This window comes from Niallia sp. FSL R7-0648 (genome assembly GCF_038007005.1).
GTDB classification, from domain to species: domain Bacteria; phylum Bacillota; class Bacilli; order Bacillales; family Cytobacillaceae; genus Niallia; species Niallia circulans.
Map to the genome: position 1 here is coordinate 3514509 of NZ_JBBOWE010000001.1, position 16966 is coordinate 3531474.

At 36.9% G+C, this 16966-nt stretch carries 15 protein-coding genes; 2 read left to right on the forward strand and 13 right to left on the reverse strand.

Features of this window, described 5'->3' with window-relative positions:
* The first annotated feature begins 24 nt into the window (after nucleotides 1–24).
* A complete protein-coding gene (locus tag NSQ89_RS17315; protein ID WP_321198338.1) occupies nucleotides 25–246 on the forward strand; it encodes a hypothetical protein in 222 nt (73 codons plus the stop codon).
* A gap of 108 nt (nucleotides 247–354) precedes the next feature.
* On the opposite strand, the gene zupT is transcribed toward NSQ89_RS17315, so the two are convergent.
* From zupT to NSQ89_RS17340, 5 genes are all read right to left on the reverse strand, one after another.
* The gene (gene zupT, locus NSQ89_RS17320; RefSeq protein ID WP_047944888.1) at nucleotides 355–1164 is read right to left on the reverse strand and encodes a zinc transporter ZupT; all 810 of its coding nucleotides are present in this window, start codon (nucleotides 1162–1164) and stop codon (nucleotides 355–357) included.
* Nucleotides 1165–1462: 298 nt separating this feature from the next.
* Nucleotides 1463–1672, reverse strand: a complete 210-nt coding sequence (locus tag NSQ89_RS17325) for a hypothetical protein (protein WP_095322087.1) — start codon at nucleotides 1670–1672, stop codon at nucleotides 1463–1465.
* Nucleotides 1673–1858: 186 nt separating this feature from the next.
* On the reverse strand, nucleotides 1859–3376 hold the full coding sequence (locus NSQ89_RS17330; protein WP_341132946.1) for a flavocytochrome c: 1518 nt from the start codon (nucleotides 3374–3376) through the stop codon (nucleotides 1859–1861).
* A gap of 195 nt (nucleotides 3377–3571) precedes the next feature.
* Complete coding sequence (locus NSQ89_RS17335) at nucleotides 3572–3997, reverse strand: MaoC family dehydratase (protein ID WP_047944884.1); 426 nt, start codon at nucleotides 3995–3997, stop codon at nucleotides 3572–3574.
* 89 nt (nucleotides 3998–4086) lie between these two features.
* Entirely contained in the window at nucleotides 4087–4497 is a 411-nt protein-coding gene (locus NSQ89_RS17340) for a MerR family transcriptional regulator (protein ID WP_047944882.1), read from the reverse strand.
* A 229-nt stretch (nucleotides 4498–4726) separates the two neighbouring features.
* Here NSQ89_RS17340 and NSQ89_RS17345 point away from each other — a divergent pair, with 229 nt between their 5' ends.
* Entirely contained in the window at nucleotides 4727–5767 is a 1041-nt protein-coding gene (locus tag NSQ89_RS17345; protein ID WP_251688309.1) for an NAD(P)-dependent alcohol dehydrogenase, read from the forward strand.
* A gap of 116 nt (nucleotides 5768–5883) precedes the next feature.
* Here NSQ89_RS17345 and cydC read toward each other — a convergent pair whose 3' ends face one another.
* The 8 genes from cydC to rpiB form a co-directional block, all read right to left on the reverse strand.
* Complete coding sequence (gene cydC / locus NSQ89_RS17350; protein ID WP_251688307.1) at nucleotides 5884–7602, reverse strand: thiol reductant ABC exporter subunit CydC; 1719 nt, start codon at nucleotides 7600–7602, stop codon at nucleotides 5884–5886.
* Nucleotides 7602–9332 (reverse strand): thiol reductant ABC exporter subunit CydD, encoded by a 1731-nt coding sequence (gene cydD, locus NSQ89_RS17355; protein WP_251688305.1) that lies wholly within the window; start codon nucleotides 9330–9332, stop codon nucleotides 7602–7604. Before cydD ends, cydC begins: the two co-directional genes overlap by 1 nt.
* Nucleotides 9333–9347: 15 nt before the next feature.
* Nucleotides 9348–10361, reverse strand: a complete 1014-nt coding sequence (locus NSQ89_RS17360) for a cytochrome d ubiquinol oxidase subunit II (RefSeq protein WP_047944877.1) — start codon at nucleotides 10359–10361, stop codon at nucleotides 9348–9350.
* On the reverse strand, nucleotides 10358–11710 hold the full coding sequence (locus tag NSQ89_RS17365) for a cytochrome ubiquinol oxidase subunit I (protein WP_341132947.1): 1353 nt from the start codon (nucleotides 11708–11710) through the stop codon (nucleotides 10358–10360). The genes NSQ89_RS17360 and NSQ89_RS17365 overlap by 4 nt, the downstream gene beginning before the upstream one ends.
* Before the next feature lie 368 nt (nucleotides 11711–12078).
* Entirely contained in the window at nucleotides 12079–13272 is a 1194-nt protein-coding gene (locus tag NSQ89_RS17370; RefSeq protein ID WP_061800407.1) for a PDZ domain-containing protein, read from the reverse strand.
* A 228-nt stretch (nucleotides 13273–13500) separates the two neighbouring features.
* Nucleotides 13501–15513 (reverse strand): transketolase, encoded by a 2013-nt coding sequence (tkt, locus tag NSQ89_RS17375; RefSeq protein ID WP_341132948.1) that lies wholly within the window; start codon nucleotides 15511–15513, stop codon nucleotides 13501–13503.
* Entirely contained in the window at nucleotides 15510–16397 is an 888-nt protein-coding gene (locus tag NSQ89_RS17380; RefSeq protein WP_061800411.1) for a 6-phosphofructokinase, read from the reverse strand. Before NSQ89_RS17380 ends, tkt begins: the two co-directional genes overlap by 4 nt.
* Nucleotides 16398–16487: 90 nt before the next feature.
* On the reverse strand, nucleotides 16488–16934 hold the full coding sequence (gene rpiB / locus NSQ89_RS17385; RefSeq protein WP_082138413.1) for a ribose 5-phosphate isomerase B: 447 nt from the start codon (nucleotides 16932–16934) through the stop codon (nucleotides 16488–16490).
* Nucleotides 16935–16966: the final 32 nt, after the last annotated feature.

A 16966-nucleotide genomic window follows, 5' to 3' on the forward strand; every position in this document is an offset into this window, starting at 1 on the left:
TACTAAACGATACAAGGGAGTTATATGATGATTGTTATTGTGATTGTATTAGCTATATTCTTGATTTCCTTAGCTGGAATTATCACGGATCATTTAGAAAAAAGGACTAAGCTCAACAGAGCAATCCTAAAAGATCAATTAGAGCTTGAACGATTAAAACATGAGAATTTTTTATTGGAAACAGAAAAATTGAAAGTAGAAGTGGAAAAAATGGAGAAGGAAAACAACTTATTAGAGAGGAAGTAATGATGAATCCTATTAAGACGAAAACCGGAGTACACTTCCTTTTCGGGTGCGTGTACTCCGGCTGAATCAATCCTGTTCTATTAAAGACATTGACTATATGATTTTTCATTATATAAACAATAACAAACTTACTGCCATCACAGCCATTCCTGCTATCAGGCCGTATATGGATAAGTGGCCTTCGTCGTATTTTTTAGCTGCTGGCAGTAATTCATCTAAAGAAATGAATACCATGATTCCTGCTACTGCTGCAAATATGAGACCGAACATAACATCATTTAAAAATGGCATTAAGATGAGAAAAGCAACTAATGCACCAACAGGCTCCGCTAATCCTGATAAAAACGAAAGTTTAAACGCCTTTTTTCGATCACCTGTTGCAAAGTAAATGGGTACTGCCACCGCAATCCCCTCTGGAATATTATGTATGGCGATGGCAACAGTGATTGCTACCCCAAGTCCTGGATCTTGTAAAGCTGCGGTAAAGGTTGCAATTCCTTCTGGAAAGTTATGAATAGCGATTGCCAATGCGGTAAAACTTCCCATCTTTAATAAAGAATGATCCGTCCTTTTTAGATTGGATTTATTAATTTCCTCTACTTTCTTTAATTCATGTGGGTTTCCTTGCTCTGGAACAAATTTATCAATCAATGCAATAAGTAAAATTCCGCCAAAAAATCCCGCCACCGTAAGCCAATTCCCTGTTTGTACTCCCAATGATCCGACTAATGCATCCTTCGCCTTCACAAAAATTTCAATCATCGATACATAAATCATTACTCCTGCTGAAAAGCCAAGCATCCAAGAGAGAAACTTTGTGTTTGTAGTGGATGTAAAAAAGGCAAGTATACTTCCTATCCCAGTAGCAAGGCCAGCTAATAATGTTAAACCAAAGGCAATTAATAAATTTTCGGGCATTTAAATCCCCCTTTATCTTCCAAAATATTTCTGCATTTTTTCATTTATATAAAATTTATATCTTAATTAAAAAAAGTTTCACTCAGGAAAAATTTTAACTAAATTCCAAATATTCGTCAATCTATAACATTATGTATTATAGGTAAATTATTTTTATCTCCAAGCTATTCTTCCTACCTTTTTATCCTTCTTCCCCTAACCATTAACATCACTTAATACATTTATACGCAAAAAATTCACTTTCTTTCCTTCCTTTTTGTTTTTTCGAAACTTGCTTCAATCTTTCTAAGTAATAGTCTTATTTTTTATTGTTCATCCCTTTATACACTCTTTTTACTCCTTCCGTAATTATAGTACTTCCTATTAAATCAATAAGGAGATTGCCATTAATCATTTTAACTAAATAATAGGACAAAGTACCGATTCCCATATCCAGCATTAAAAATTTTTTCAATTGCGAAAATTCTACAACCACAATCATTAACTCTTTTCCTCTAGTTTCTTTCATTTTCCGCATCTCCCCTTTGCATTTAGCGTATGAAAGCAAGAGATTGTCCGATGTCCTTAATTAATTTCAAGCGATAATCTTAATGGCAAAATAAAAAGTCCAAATCAAAAGTGATTTGAACCTTTTACCTATCTATCAGCCTAATATACTACTGAAACTAAAATTGAACTTTCACAGTAATATCGATTATTTTGCCTTTACATATTCAGCAGACTTCACACCAGCCTGACGACCAAAGATAATTATTTCTGCAACAGAATTACCGCCAATTCTATTTTCTCCGTGAAGTCCACCGGTAACTTCCCCTGCTGCAAATAAGCCTGGGATTGGTGCTCCTTCTTTATTAAGGACTTCTGTGTTTGTATTAATTTTTACTCCCCCCATTGTATAATGGATACCTGGGGCAATTTTAATAGCATAGAATGGAGCTGAAGATAAATCATTGTCTATTCCTGTTGTTCTTCCGAAAGCTTGATCATCCTTATTCTTAACGGCACTATTCCATGTTTCTAGCGTTGAAGTTAACTCGTCAGCAGAAACATTCATCTTTTCTGCTAGAGCCTCGACTGTTTCTCCTTCTAATACAAATCCCATTTTTTTATACTGATCAGTAGCTTTTACACGAGATTTCACCCCAGCATCAAACACTAAAAATGCCGCTTTTTCTGGAAGCTCATTGATTGCCGCAGTAACTTTATCACGCGTGTCTAATTCGTTTGTAAATCTTTTTCCTTCTGCAGAGACCATTATCCCACCTTCTCCACGAACCGCTTCTCCTATTAAATAGGATTCATCTTGCTGTACAGTTGGATGGACTTGGATTTGATCTAAATCAACGGTTGTCCCACCTAATTTTTCAATCATTTTAATTCCGTCACCTGTACTACCAGCTTGGTTTGTTGTCACATAGTCCCCTAAATCACTTCTTACTTCTTTAATCATTTCCATATTGGCGCCGAATCCACCAGTAGTGATAACAACGGCTTTTGCAGCAATTGCTTTTTCATCTGTTTGATTGAATAATACACGGACACCATTTACATTCCCGTCTTTTTCTGTTATTTCTTTCACATCTGCATTAACGAATAGTGGTATATCCTTTTCTTGCACATTTTTCAGTAATCCATCTACAATGTACTGCCCAACTGCTGAGCCATCTTCAGGACGATGTGTACGTTTTTCGCTCATTCCTCCTGTAATCGTTAAATTATTCAAACGGATACCAATGGAATCTAACCAATCAATAGCACTCGCTGAATGATCAACAAAGAATCGTAACATCTCTTTATTATTCGTTCCATGACCACCCTTTAATGTCTCTTCATAAAAACTATCATTATTATCCTTAATGCCTTGCTCTTTCTGAAATTTTGTTTCTGATGCATTCATTCCAGAAGAAGCCTTTGTTGTATTTCCTCCTGCAACCGGCATTTTTTCAAGGATAACCGGATTTAATCCTTTGGCCTTCGCTTCCAATGCAGCAGTCATTCCAGCTCCGCCAGCACCAACAATGATAATATCATAGCTCTCTTTAAGTTCTTCATATGGCGTATAACTAGTTTTTGATGCTCCTGATACCGCTTCTGCTTCCTTATCCTTTTTTTCTTGCTTTTGCGTGTTACTTGCTTTGTCGTTTCCACAACCAGCAAGGACAAGCACTAGGGAAAAAACTAAGATAAGCATAGATGTTATTCTTTTTTTCATCTTATTACCTCCATATAGCACCTACTCTATTCATTACTCCGGTACTTTCATCTACCAAAGTATAGCATCAAAAACATAGTTTGTGCATAAGTTCACAAAAAAGTTAAAAATTCATTTTACCTGTTACAATTAGGTATATCAAAAAGGCTGCCGATACTCTTACAAAAAGCATATCGACAGCCTAATTTCATCTTTTTATCGTTTTATTAATACAGATAATTCCCCTGCAAATACTTGCTCTTCTTTATCATTGTACGTCTTAAGCAATACAGTAAGAATACCGGTAGCACTTTTATTAGCTTTTTTTTCAAGAACTTTTACAATCGTATACAACTTATCACCGGGATATACAGGCCTAATAAATTGTATATTGTTCATCCCGGTACCGGCAATAACATCCTCACCATATTTCTCTTCTTCGACCCATAGTTTAAAGGAAATAGCTAAAGTATGAATACCTGAAGCAATTATGCCATTAAATCTTCCTTCTTTCGCCTTCGCTTCATTTACATGCAAATATTGCGGGTCAAATTCGCCTGCAAACTTTATAATCTCTTCTTTCGTTAATGTAAGCGCCTTTGTCCGAAAAATTTGTCCGATTGTAAATTCATCTAGTTTCATCGTTACTTACCTCTTCTTCTAATAAATACTATTTTTTCTCTAAACCAACGTACTGGATTCACAATTAATAATGATTATACTAATTTTTATCAATTGAAATTACTGATCTTATTCTTTTTATGAATATCTTCTGTCCCTGCTTCGATAGCTTTCCTATAATAATTGCATTTATGATTAACAACTTCCATGGTCTGTTTCAACTCTTCTATCTGTGCTTCTACTGCAGCTTTTCGTTCCAGGAACATCTCATATCTTTGCTGTAAAGTGGAATCCCCTTCCGAACACCAAGCGATAAAATCTTTTATCTCCTTAATCGGCATTCCTGTTGCTTTTAAACATTGAATAACTTTTAATGCCTCTATATCTGATTCTTTAAACAATCTGTTTCCATTAGCATCACGAGTTACAAAAGGCATCAGTCCTTCCTTGTCATAGTATCGTAAAGCATATATAGTAAGATTTAATTTTTTGGCTGCTTCACTGATCGAATATGTTTTCATTCGCTTTCCCCTTTCCACCTACGGATCAAGATTTTGCATTAACTCTGTGATTTAAGCAGAATCCTATCATGACAGATGACCCCTGTCAAAGATTTACGAAGAAAGAACTATTTATATAACTATTGATACTTTTCACTTGCCCTAGAGTTAACTATAGGGGCTATGCTAATTTTGTACGGAAAAAAGAGAAGGAACTTTTATCTACTATCAAATTATTGGAGGTTTTAGAATGATTTCAGCTAAAGCAAGAGCAGTATATGGTGCAGATAAACCATTTCAAGCAACCGAAATTAAAAGACGTGACCTAGATTTACACGATGTTCTCATAGAAATTAAGTATGCAGGCATTTGTCATTCAGACATCCACACAGCTCATGGGGAATGGGGACCTGTTAATTATCCTCTTGTACCAGGGCATGAAATTGCAGGAATTGTTACAGAAATCGGACCGGAAGTAACAAAGTATAAAATCGGCGATCGTGTGGGTGTCGGATGTATGGTGGACTCATGTGGAGAATGCGAGAACTGCCTAAAGGGGGAAGAACAATACTGTCTTAAAGGTAATATTCCTACATATGCTGGAGTAGACAAATACGGAGAGCCTACACAAGGCGGCTATTCAACCCATATTGTTGTAACAGAGGAGTTCGTAGTAGGAATCCCTGATAACATCGAACTGGATGCTGCGGCACCATTACTATGTGCAGGTATCACCACTTACTCTCCATTAAATCGCTGGGGAGCTGGTCCAGGTAAAAAAGTAGCGATTGTCGGAATGGGTGGTCTTGGCCATATGGCTGTTAAGATTGCACATGCAATGGGAGCAGAGGTAACGGTCCTGTCTCAATCATTAAAGAAAAAAGAGGATGGTTTAGAATTTGGAGCGGATCATTATTACGCTACAAATGATCCAGAGACATTTGAAAAACTTGCTGGCTCCTTTGATTTAATTCTTAACACTGTAAGTGCAAAAATCAATCTTGATGCGTATTTTTCTTTACTTACCCTTGATGGTACGATGGTAAATGTCGGTGCTCCTGGGGAACCATTGTCATTAAATGTGATGTCATTGATTGGACACCGCCGTTCCTTTGCCGGTTCCCTGATTGGAGGCATTCGGGAGACACAGGAAATGCTGGATTTCTGCGCGAAGCACGATATTGTACCAAAAATAGAAGTAATTTCCGCAGACCAAATTGATGAGGCTTATGAGCGTGTCTTAGCTTCTGATGTAAAATATCGTTTCGTTATAGATACGAGTACTATGTAGCAGATGAAAAAGTGGGGGAGTGGATATTACCCGCAGACTGAATCCTATAGTATTCAATCTGCTAATTCCCCCTCATCTTTACAAAGTTTCAAAACAAATAACTTTTCATTTTTTCCTTAAAGCAAGCTTTCTTCTAGTACCTTCATTTGATAAAAATAACCTTTCTTTTCCATTAAATCCTTATAAGAACCGTACTCCATAATTTCGCCATGATTCATTACAATAATTTGATCCATAGACTCTAAACCTTTTAAGCGATGGCTGACCATAATAAATGTATCCTGATCGGCATCTTTAAAAATTTCTTTGTAAATAGTTTGTTCTGTCTGTGCATCAAGTGATGAGGTTGGCTCATCTAATAACCATAGATGTCCTTTTTTCAAAAATGCTCTAGCAAGTGCTAAGCGTTGTTTTTCTCCGCCTGAAAGATTTTCTCCTTTTTCTAACACGCGATGATCTAGGGAAAAATGTTCTAGCTGCACCTTTGCTAATGCTGCTTCCATTTGTGTGTCATTAAGTTCTGATGCTGCTAATTGAAGATTTTCACGAATTGTTCCATAAAAGTAATAATTCTCCTGCAAGACAACTTTCGTTTGTTCCCATATAGCCTCAGAAGATACAGACGATGTGTCCAAATCTCCCCAATAAATCTTTCCGGCATCAACTTCTTGCAGCTTTAAAATCAGCTGAAGGACAGTGGATTTTCCAGAGCCACTGGCACCGACAATTGCCGTCTTTGACCTAGCTGGTATCGTAAATGATATGTTAGGAATCGTGCTGCGCCAATCCCCCATGTAAGTGAATTGTACATCTTTAAATTCTAATGACGGCGGGAGACTAGATAACTTATTAATATCAGGATCACTATGATTCTTTGTATAACTAGGATCTTCTACCACTTCATATAAGCGTCTTGATGCATCTCTACTTTCTTGCATATAAATAGGAAATACAGCCATTGACGCTGCAGACTCGAAGACAGTTAAAGAAATCATAACAAGCATTGCTAAAAATATCCCTTCAAGCATGCCATTCGCAACTAAATAGGCTCCAACTCCTATGACAAACCAACTTGTAACCAACGTGATAAAACCATTAAATGATTGACTCGATACTTTATTTAAATTTTCTCGTTTTTGTTCATTAATATACGATTCAGAACGATTTAATAGCTGCTGTTGTTTATGTGGTAATTGATGGAACAGCTTTAATTCACGAAACCCATACATCATCTCTGTAATATGGGTGGATAAATCACCACGCTCCTGCCTAACTTTCCCTTTAATGTTGACTTGCTTTAAGGAAAATAGTGCTGGAATGATAATCGTCGTCAGGAAAAAACCAAGTAATAGAATCAGCGCAATGGCGATGGAATAAAAACTAGTAAATAAGATCGTGCTGACAAAAACAAGTAAGAGCACAAGCGGTGGGTAAAACACTCTTAAAAAGAAATTTTGCAAACTTTCTACATCTCCAACTACACGCGCAAGCAGGTCCCCGCTTCTATATTTATGAAATATTTGCGGAATAAGCGGCGTCAATTTTTCAAAGAAAGCCACTCGCAAATTACTTAAAATCGTAAAAGTAGCTCGATGTGATGAAAGGCGCTCTCCATATTTTGCTCCTGCTTTCACAAGACCAAGTAACTTAACGGTTGAAGTTAGTATAATTAAAGTATAGAAGGGAGGAATTAATGCAGACTTAGATATAAGATAACCACTTGCAGCAAATAAGCCGACACTGCTAATTCCAGCAATAAAACCACATACTACAGCTACGCTAATGTCTTTTTTCTCTATTAACATTAATCTCATTATTTTCTGCAGTGCACTCATTATTGTTCCCTCCCTTTTTGAATCATTACTAACTCCTTATATGCAGGTGAAATTTCTAATAATGATTCATGTGTCCCAACAGCCTGGAGTCTCCCATTTTCTAAAAAAAGAATTTGGTCGGCATTTTTGATCGTATGCAAACGATGGGCAACGGTAATCACCGTAGCTGTCTCCTTTAATTTTTGAATCGACTGCTGCAATATTTTTTCAGTAGCTAAATCAAGCCCGCGCGTTGGTTCATCCAACAATACAATGTGAGGCTTTTTAAGAAAAGCACGTGCTATCGAAACTCTTTGTTTTTCACCGCTAGAAAGCCCTCTGCCAGCTTCGCCAATTCGAGTATCAAAGCCATGTTCTAATGAAGCAACTAGCGGTGCAATTCCCGCTAATTGTGCTGCCTTTTTAATTGCTTCCATCCCAACTTTCTCTGTCGTTCCCATCGCAATATTCTCGCCAATCGTTCCTGAAAAAATATAAGGAGTTTGCGATATATAAGAAATCCTTTCTAACCAAGCGGCTTCTGCAAATTTAGTGAGTGCTTCTTGATTAATATAAATCGTCCCTTTTTCAGGAGTAATCATACCTGCTAATAAGTGAAGCAAGGTTGTCTTTCCAGCACCACTTGCGCCTACAATGGCAATTTGCTGGTTAGGTAAAAAAGTTGCTGTGATCGACTCTAATCGGAAATTAGTATTCGTATAAGCAAAGTCAACTTGATGAAGCTCAATCGTTGGGGGCACTTTCCACTTAGGAAAGGTTTGTTTTCCCCATAAAGTAGGTTCATCTTCCTCTTCAAACACCTCTAATACCTTTTGTGCAGCTCCCATGCTGCTTCTGCCATTATGAAACGTTACACCCAGTTCTTTTAGGGACGTATAAAATTCTGGAACCAATATTAAGATCAAAAAAGCCGTGAAAAAAGAAATACTTTTATAAATAATTAATTGAATAGCAAGTTCTAAAGCCACAATTCCAATACTTAGCATTGATATAAGTTCAAGTGCAAAGGATTGTGTAAAAGCAATCTTCAATATTTCTAGTGTTGTATCACGAAAGCTTAAACTACTTTTTTCTAATTCTCCTTTTTGCCGATTTGTTTGAGCAAATAGTTTTAAAGTTACTAGCCCTTGTAAAGTTTCTAAAAACTTACCGGAAAAAGAAGCTAGTTTTTCCAGCTTCTCCTCCGATTTTTTTTGGGTTCTGATTCCAATTACGATCATATAAATTGGAATAAACGGGGCAGAAACCATTAAAATAATCCCTGAATTTACATGCTGAGTAAGAATAACCAGCAGCATTAAAAGCGGTACAAATGTACTCTGCATAACCTGTGGAATAAACTGGCTATAAAAACTATCCATCTCATCCACACCATCAAGTAGCATACTTACTTTTTCGCCTGTCTGTCCTTTTTCATTCAGCTGGACAGAATTAGCAGTATATTTTGCCAATAAATTCTTACGTGTTTCCCCTTTTACCTTGCTCGCAATCGAAACACCAATCCGTTTACTTATATAATCGGTACTAGACCTTACAAATAGGATAACAAGCAGCAGCATCAACCACGGTATAATCGCTGAAAACGACTGTTTTTTTAGGAAAACACCGTCGACAATGGACGTCATCACATAGGCCTGGGCAACAATTGCAAGCCCTAGTATCAAGGTTAGTCCAAATAACCAATAAATCTTTTTCTTATGCATCCAAACTGTTTTCTTTATATTTTGCATAATGATTCCGCCTTCTTATTTTTTTCCCTTGGCATAATCTGCATCAAATAAAAACAGGCGCATCAATAAGATTAGGGACGGAATTAGCAGTAAGAGTCCCCCTATGAAGGCAATGATAAGCGCCATTGCCATGGATGGATTTGTGGCACTATCCTCAATATTGATGTATGGATAGAGCAAATAAGGATATTTAGCCATTCCGTATCCGAAAAAGGCAAAGAGAAACTGCAGCATAATGGCAATAAAAGCAATCCCATAATTCCTGCCTATATATAATAGACCAATCCCAATAATAAAAAAGCCCATTGATAAGCCAAATATCCACCATAAATCCAGCATATTTTCGTAATTAACTTGGTTTCTCTGACTTAAAGCAATCATCGTTGTCAACGCCATAATAATGGTTGGCGTTGCCCAGAATAATGCCCATTTACGTACTAACTGAAGTGCAGCTATATCTTTTGCCCTTGATGCATAATAAGTAATAAAGCTTGCACTAATAAATAGAACAGATACAATCGCCAGCGCAACAATACTCCAAGCTAACGGGCTCGTAAATAATTCGAAATACTTTAACGAAACTTGGCCGTTGTGTTCAGAAATATATCCTCCTTCTGATATCGTTAAAGCGACCGATAATGAAGCTGGGATAAATAGGCCTGTCGCTCCATATAGAAACATATAAACATTACTTTGCTTAGAACCATAGTTTTCAAAAGCATAAAAGGAACCCCGAATAGCTAGCAAAACGATCGCAAAACTTGCAGGTACCAGCAATGCGGAGCCATAATAATAGGCTGAAGAAGGAAAGAAACCAACAATACCTACAAAAAAGAAAACTAAAAATACATTTGTTACTTCCCATACTGGTGATAGGTAACGCGAAATGATTTGATTAATGATATGGTCTTGCTTGGTAATCTTTGCATAATATGCAAAAAATCCTGCGCCAAAGTCAATCGATGCTACAATTAGATAACCGTACAAGAACAACCATAGTACCGTAATCCCGATTACCTCATAACTCATTTTTCAATCCCCTCTTTCCATTCAGGGTAATTCTTTTCTAACTCCAATTCTGCTGGATTATCTTTAAATAATTTTCGTAAAGTGATCGTAAATAGAGTGCCAAGGACTATATACAGTGCTAGAAATAGAAAAAACATATGCAGAATATAAGGAGATGATGTAGCTGCCTCGTCTACAGTCATATATCCTCTTACTATCCATGGCTGTCTTCCCAACTCTGCAAAAACCCACCCAAGTTCTACAGCTAACATTGCTAATGGCCCACTTATTGCGATTAACCATAGCATTAATCTACTATGCTGATTCCAGCGTTTAAACCTAGCTAATACAATATATATAAACGAAATTCCTAAAAGGAAGAATCCAATAGATACCATCGAATCAAATAAATAATGGATAACCAATGGCGGTCTTTCTCCTTCTGGTGTAACTTCTAACCCCGTTACTTCGCTTGTAAAATCACCATGTGCTAAAAAGCTTAAAAAGCCAGGTACTCGAATCGCTCCCACGACCTCATTCTCATCATTCAACCATCCAAATAGAAGGAGATCTGCATTCTCTTCTGATTCAAACAGCCATTCTGCAGCAGCTAACTTTTCCGTCTGATGTTTCGCTAAATATTTGGCTGATACATCCCCTGCTAATGCTGTAATCACGGAAAAGACAAACATAGCGATAACCGTCATCTTTAATGCTTTTTTATGATATTCCCGTGCACCTTTATTTCGCAATAACGCAATCGCAGCAATCGTTGCTAATATAGCTGCTACCGTCAAATAAGAACCTCCTAAGACGTGAAAAATTCTAGTCGGCGATGATGGGTTTAACATTGCTTTTAACGGATTAACCGCAGCAAATTCTCCATCAACCATGCTAAATCCATTTGGCGAATTCATAAAAGAATTTACTGTCGTTATAAAAACCGCAGACATCCCTGCACCGATTACAACTGGTAATGTTAATAGCCAATGCGTATATTTTCCTTTAAAGCGATCCCAAGTATATAAATAAATTCCTAAGAAAATAGCTTCAATGAAAAACGCAAATACTTCCATAAATAGCGGCAGTGCTATGACATTACCTGCAAGCTGCATAAAATTGGGCCATACTAAAGATAGCTGTAAGGCAATGGCTGTTCCTGTCACTACTCCAATTGCAACCGTTATCACAAATCCTCTAGACCATCTTTTGGCTAGCAATTCATAGTGCTTATCTTGCTTTCTAATACCGATGAATTCAGCAATAGAAATAAACAATGGTACTCCGACCCCTAAGGTAGCAAAGATAATGTGAAAGGTAAGGGTCATTGCTGTAATCATTCTGCTAATGGTGACTGTATCAAACTCCATGTTTCTCCCTCCTGTTTTTCTTAGTGAAATATTGAGCAAGTTTAAGCTATATTTTTAACTATTTTGGAATTTAATACACAGGTACTATCTATACTTCTTTATTAATACCCAAATTATTAAGTACTTATGTACTTATCCAAAATATACGAATACTAATATTAACACTACGTTTATAATGTTAACATAGAAGAATAAATTAATATGTGTACACTTTTAGAAGGATTTTTTTCCCATTTTCCCAGTGGCATTTTTACATAAAAAAGAACCAACTCCATTTTAGAATTGGTTCTTGCTGGCTTATTTATTTTCTTCTACTTGAAATGGTTAGTAAAATTAATTTGCTTGAACATTCAGCAGGCGGTACACTTTTACACTGCTTCATTCCCATGAACTTTTTCATCTGGAATCAATAACAAACCTAATTCATGGTGATCGCCCTCAAATAGAGCTCTTTGCACGAAACGAATTTCGCCATGAGTATCAAAGACCTCCAGCTTACAATGGGCAGAATTCTTCTGTAATGCTTTGTATAATTGAATTTTATCTTGAACTGGAATGCTATTTACTTTCGAAATCATTTCTCCGATTCTAAGTCCCATTTTATCAGCGGGCGAATCTGGTACAATTCCCAAAATTACTACCCCATTATTTTTTCTAGAAAAATAAAAAGATCTGTTTTTTTCTTTATTTCTCTGTTTTAAAGTAATCCATTCCCGACCGATAATGGCTACAATCACTAGGGCAAGCGATGCAAGCGGGTATAAATAAGCTGCCGCTCCACCTACTATGACAAAAGAACCAAGAATAATTAGATTTCGTCCCACATTTCTAATAGCAATAATAGGGTGCTCTCCTTGTACTTCTAGTTTTGCACCAATCAAGAACGGAACGAAAATTAAAGAATAGGTTTGATTTGCAATAGTAAACATTGGCCACCATTCAAATGGAATCGTCAGTACGCCTGATGGGATAAATAAAAATACCGGCATAATCCATGCTCTTTCAAGTAAATGAACACCTATAACTTGACCTCGCTTACTTTTCTTCAATCGCGGCGAAGTCCCCTTTACTCCGTTTCCACGAACAAATATTCCCTCGGAAATAATCAATAAGCCTAATAAAATAATGGCAGTTGGAAAAATATACTCAGAAGGCTGAAGATTGCTTTTAGAAAACAAGAAATAATCCAAGCCAAGGAAAACAGATACACTACTTGCGATAATGCCTAAACCAGCCGTGTATACAGGTGATAATATTCTTGTTTTTCCAATTAAAGCAAATATTATGGTGAAAATTCCTGTGAAAATAATAAATTCCATTGGAACTACTAAAACAAGGCCAATTGAAAGAACAGAAACACATAGCCCTACAATTATCCCTCGTGGAAGTAATTGTTTCAGTTCAAAATAAGCATCCTGTGCTCTTACTGTGAAATTTCTTCTTTCCTTTTTCACTCTAGAAACCCCTAAAAAAGCGGCAAATAAAAATGATAAATAAAAAACAGGATTTAAAAATAATTTACCAAATCCTTTTAATAGTTCAAGCAGCCAATCTTGCCACATAAAACTTCCCCCATCCTTACAATAAGCTTTCAATCTATTCATTCCTCGAAATAAAGGAATTTAATCTTTTTGCTAATATAAATCTATTATATTCTACTAATATGGTAATAGAAAGACTATGTGGAAGAAATATCTATCTTTTTATCAGTATTTCTAATTATATACTAGTTTTTTCATACTAAAAAAGCTAACAACTTATTACAGTCGTTAGCTCGTATTCATTAGTGTTTAGTTTTTTGCCATGGAAGCTTTCACCTTAGCAACAACATTTTCCACCGTAAATCCATACTCTTGGAAAAGTTTATCTGCCGGAGCTGAAGCACCAAAATGATCAATTGTGATATGTTCCCCTTTTGCACCGATATATTCTCTCCAGCCAAGAGAGGCCCCAGCCTCGATAGCAACACGTGCTTGAACGCTTTTCGGCAGTATTCTTTCTTTATATTCAGGAGATTGCTTTTCAAAAAGATCCCAGCTTGGCATACTTACCACATTTACAGAAATTCCTTCATCTGCTAAAGCTGCTTGTGCCTTGATTGCAAGAGAAACTTCTGATCCTGTTGCTAAAATTAATGCCTGCGCTTCCTCTGAAGCCCGGGAAATAATGTATGCACCTTTTTTTACCCCTTCGTATGCTTCTTCTTTCGTTATGTCGAGAGTCGGCAGGTTCTGACGTGTCAATACTAGCGCTGTTGGTGCATCTGTACTTTCTAATGCCAGCTGCCATGCAGCAGCTGTTTCTTTGGCATCTGCTGGACGAATAATCGATAATCCTGGCATTGCCCGTAGGGAAGCTAATTGTTCAATTGGCTCATGGGTCGGCCCATCTTCTCCGACAGCAATACTATCATGTGTGAATACATATGTTACTGGTAGTTTCATTAATGCTGCTAGACGCATAGCTGGACGTAAATAATCAGAGAAAACGAAGAATGTTGCGCCAAATACTTTTACTCCGCCATGCAGTGCTAATCCATTTAATGCTGCACCCATTGCAAATTCACGTACACCAAACCAAATATTTCTACCAGCATATCCATCGATGGCAAAGTTCTTTTCAGCATTCATTAACGTCTTATTGGATCCTGCTAAATCAGCTGAGCCACCAAATAAAAATGGAAGTTCTTTTGCTGCTGCTTGAATTGCTTTCCCTGAAGATTCTCTTGTTGCCATCGATTCCCCTACAGTAAATTCAGGTAGCTTTGCTTGCAAATCAGCTGGTAACTTCCCTTTGATTGCGGATTCTAATTGGCCAGCTAATTCTGGATAGGCTGCTTTATACTTTTCATAACGTTCATTCCATGCTTTCTCTTTTTCTGCGCCTGCTTGCGCTAATGCCGCAAAATGATCCGATACTTCTGCTGGAACGCAGAATGCTTCTTCATATGCCCACCCATACGTTTGTTTTGCTAATTGTGTTTCTGAAGCTCCAAGTGGTGCACCATGCGATGCAGATTTTCCACCTTTATTTGGAGAACCGTATCCAATTATGGTTTTCACCTCGATGAGAGTAGGAATCTCTGATTGTTTCGCCTTTGTAATAGCCTTATGAATTTCTTCTATATTATTTCCATCTTCCACACGGATAACTTCCCATCCATATGCTTCAAAACGTTTTTGAACACTTTCAGAGAAAGAAAGATGCAAATCACCATCTAACGAGATATCATTGGAATCATATAATACTACTAATCTACCTAATTTTAAATGACCTGCAAGCGATGCTGCTTCTGCAGATACGCCTTCCATTAAATCGCCATCACCGCAGATGCTGTACGTATAGTGATCTACTACTGGATAATTTTCTTTATTATAAGTTTCTGCCAAGTGTCTTTCTGCCATTGCCATTCCTACTGCCATCGCAATTCCTTGTCCTAATGGGCCAGTAGTTGCTTCCACACCTGGAGTATGGCCGAACTCTGGATGACCTGGCGTTTTACTTCCCCATTGACGGAAATTTTTCAAATCATCAATGGTTACATCATATTGAAATAAATGTAATAAGCTATAAAGAAGCATGGAACCATGTCCTGCTGATAAAACAAACCGGTCACGATTAAACCAATTAGGATTAGCTGGATTATGATTCATTTCCTTTGCCCATAGTGTATATGCCATTGGTGCTGCCCCCATTGGCATACCTGGATGACCAGAATTTGATTTTTCAATGGCATCAATGGATAATGTTCGAATTGTATTTACTGCTAGTTTTTCTACGTTTGCAACAACTGTATTAGTCATACTATCATTCCTTCGTATTTTTTATTTAAATAAAGAACTCCCTCTTTTTTCACTGCTATTTCTCCTGTCGGATTATCATTTTTTATCCATAATAATATGGTTTCCGCTATTTCATTTGCTAATATTCGATCAATTGTTGTTGGATTGGTTCCCATGCATAGAGCTTCATCAATTTCCGTGTATTTCCAATCCACATTTAAAGAGCGAATCAGCTTCTTCTCTACACTTGCTTTATTTAAATGGCTGTATACTAGTACTGAAGAAGTTTGAAGAGAATTAAAACTATTATCGATTTTATTACATAAAAGCTCTACTTCTTCTAATTCAAACGTATTTGCTAAAAAATGGCCATCTACCGCCATGGAAATATCTTGGAGCATATGATTCGAAGGGTATCCATTTATAGCAATGCCAAACAATCTTGGTTTTTCGTATTTCAGAGAATGAATGGTATCTTTTACCTTCAGAACCATTTGTGTAATACTGTTAATAGCGGTGTCATAGCCTAAAGACCAATCTGAACCTTTGATATTGTTATAAATAGAAACGGGAACGTATAAGGAATGAATCGTTTTGCTCATTGCAAATGTCTGCGCCCACCGTTTTTTTGCCTGTGCATCGCCAATAAAAATTATACTATCCATCGGGGAACAGATTTCTTCCCATCTAATATTGTCTAATAATGGAGTTGGCTTCAATACAGAATCACTTAAATAGGGAGAATCATTATTAACAATAAATTCAAGATAGTCCGCTTTCCCTGTTTCTTTATTCACTTCAATCCCAAATAATTGGTGAGTTGGAGTCAATTCATTAAATATTTTATAAATAATCTGCTTTACTCCCCCAGGCAGTACTCCTGCAATCATGATACCTACCTTCAAATTGGATGCCTCCTGTTTCCCCTTATTTAGTCTTATAGATTTCTATTTGTTAGCTGTTTTACATCCTTTTATCTTTATACTCTTTATCTATCAACATAGATATTTTTCTAATTCCCCAATAGCTCCGACTCTTCTTTCATGTCTTCCTCCTAAAAACTTCGCCTGAAGCCATGTTTCTACTATTAGCAAGGCCAACCCTTCTCCTGTCACTCTCTCTCCTAAACATAGAACATTACTATTATTATGTTCCCTAGTAGCTTGCGCGGAAAAAACATCTCCAACTACAGCTGCTCGAATTCCTTTTATTTTATTTGCCGCAATACTCATTCCAATGCCAGTTCCACAACAAAGAATTCCTAAATCATTTTGACCTCTAACAATCGATTCTCCCACTTGTTTGGCGTAGTCTGGAAAATCTACACTTTCTCGACTGTGACAACCAAAATCTTCTACTTCAACTTCTTGTTCTAATAAATATTTCTTCACTGCTTCCTTTAGCAAAAATCCACCATGATCACATGCAATGGCTAACTTCATGCTCTTCATCCTCTCTATTAGTCAACTCTATT

Bases quoted from the DNA above. Each gene is read 5' to 3' on its own strand.
- rpiB (WP_082138413.1), bottom strand. From the start codon at position 16,934: ATGAAGTTAGCCATTGCATGTGATCATGGTGGATTTTTGCTAAAGGAA.
- NSQ89_RS17330 (WP_341132946.1), bottom strand. From the start codon at position 3,376: ATGAAAAAAAGAATAACATCTATGCTTATCTTAGTTTTTTCCCTAGTG.
- NSQ89_RS17370 (WP_061800407.1), bottom strand. From the start codon at position 13,272: ATGTGGCAAGATTGGCTGCTTGAACTATTAAAAGGATTTGGTAAATTA.
- NSQ89_RS17365 (WP_341132947.1), bottom strand. From the start codon at position 11,710: ATGGAGTTTGATACAGTCACCATTAGCAGAATGATTACAGCAATGACC.
- NSQ89_RS17345 (WP_251688309.1), top strand. From the start codon at position 4,727: ATGATTTCAGCTAAAGCAAGAGCAGTATATGGTGCAGATAAACCATTT.
- NSQ89_RS17315 (WP_321198338.1), top strand. From the start codon at position 25: ATGATGATTGTTATTGTGATTGTATTAGCTATATTCTTGATTTCCTTA.
- zupT (WP_047944888.1), bottom strand. From the start codon at position 1,164: ATGCCCGAAAATTTATTAATTGCCTTTGGTTTAACATTATTAGCTGGC.
- NSQ89_RS17325 (WP_095322087.1), bottom strand. From the start codon at position 1,672: ATGAAAGAAACTAGAGGAAAAGAGTTAATGATTGTGGTTGTAGAATTT.
- cydD (WP_251688305.1), bottom strand. From the start codon at position 9,332: ATGCAAAATATAAAGAAAACAGTTTGGATGCATAAGAAAAAGATTTAT.
- NSQ89_RS17335 (WP_047944884.1), bottom strand. From the start codon at position 3,997: ATGAAACTAGATGAATTTACAATCGGACAAATTTTTCGGACAAAGGCG.
- tkt (WP_341132948.1), bottom strand. From the start codon at position 15,513: ATGACTAATACAGTTGTTGCAAACGTAGAAAAACTAGCAGTAAATACA.
- NSQ89_RS17340 (WP_047944882.1), bottom strand. From the start codon at position 4,497: ATGAAAACATATTCGATCAGTGAAGCAGCCAAAAAATTAAATCTTACT.
- NSQ89_RS17360 (WP_047944877.1), bottom strand. From the start codon at position 10,361: ATGAGTTATGAGGTAATCGGGATTACGGTACTATGGTTGTTCTTGTAC.
- cydC (WP_251688307.1), bottom strand. From the start codon at position 7,602: ATGAGTGCACTGCAGAAAATAATGAGATTAATGTTAATAGAGAAAAAA.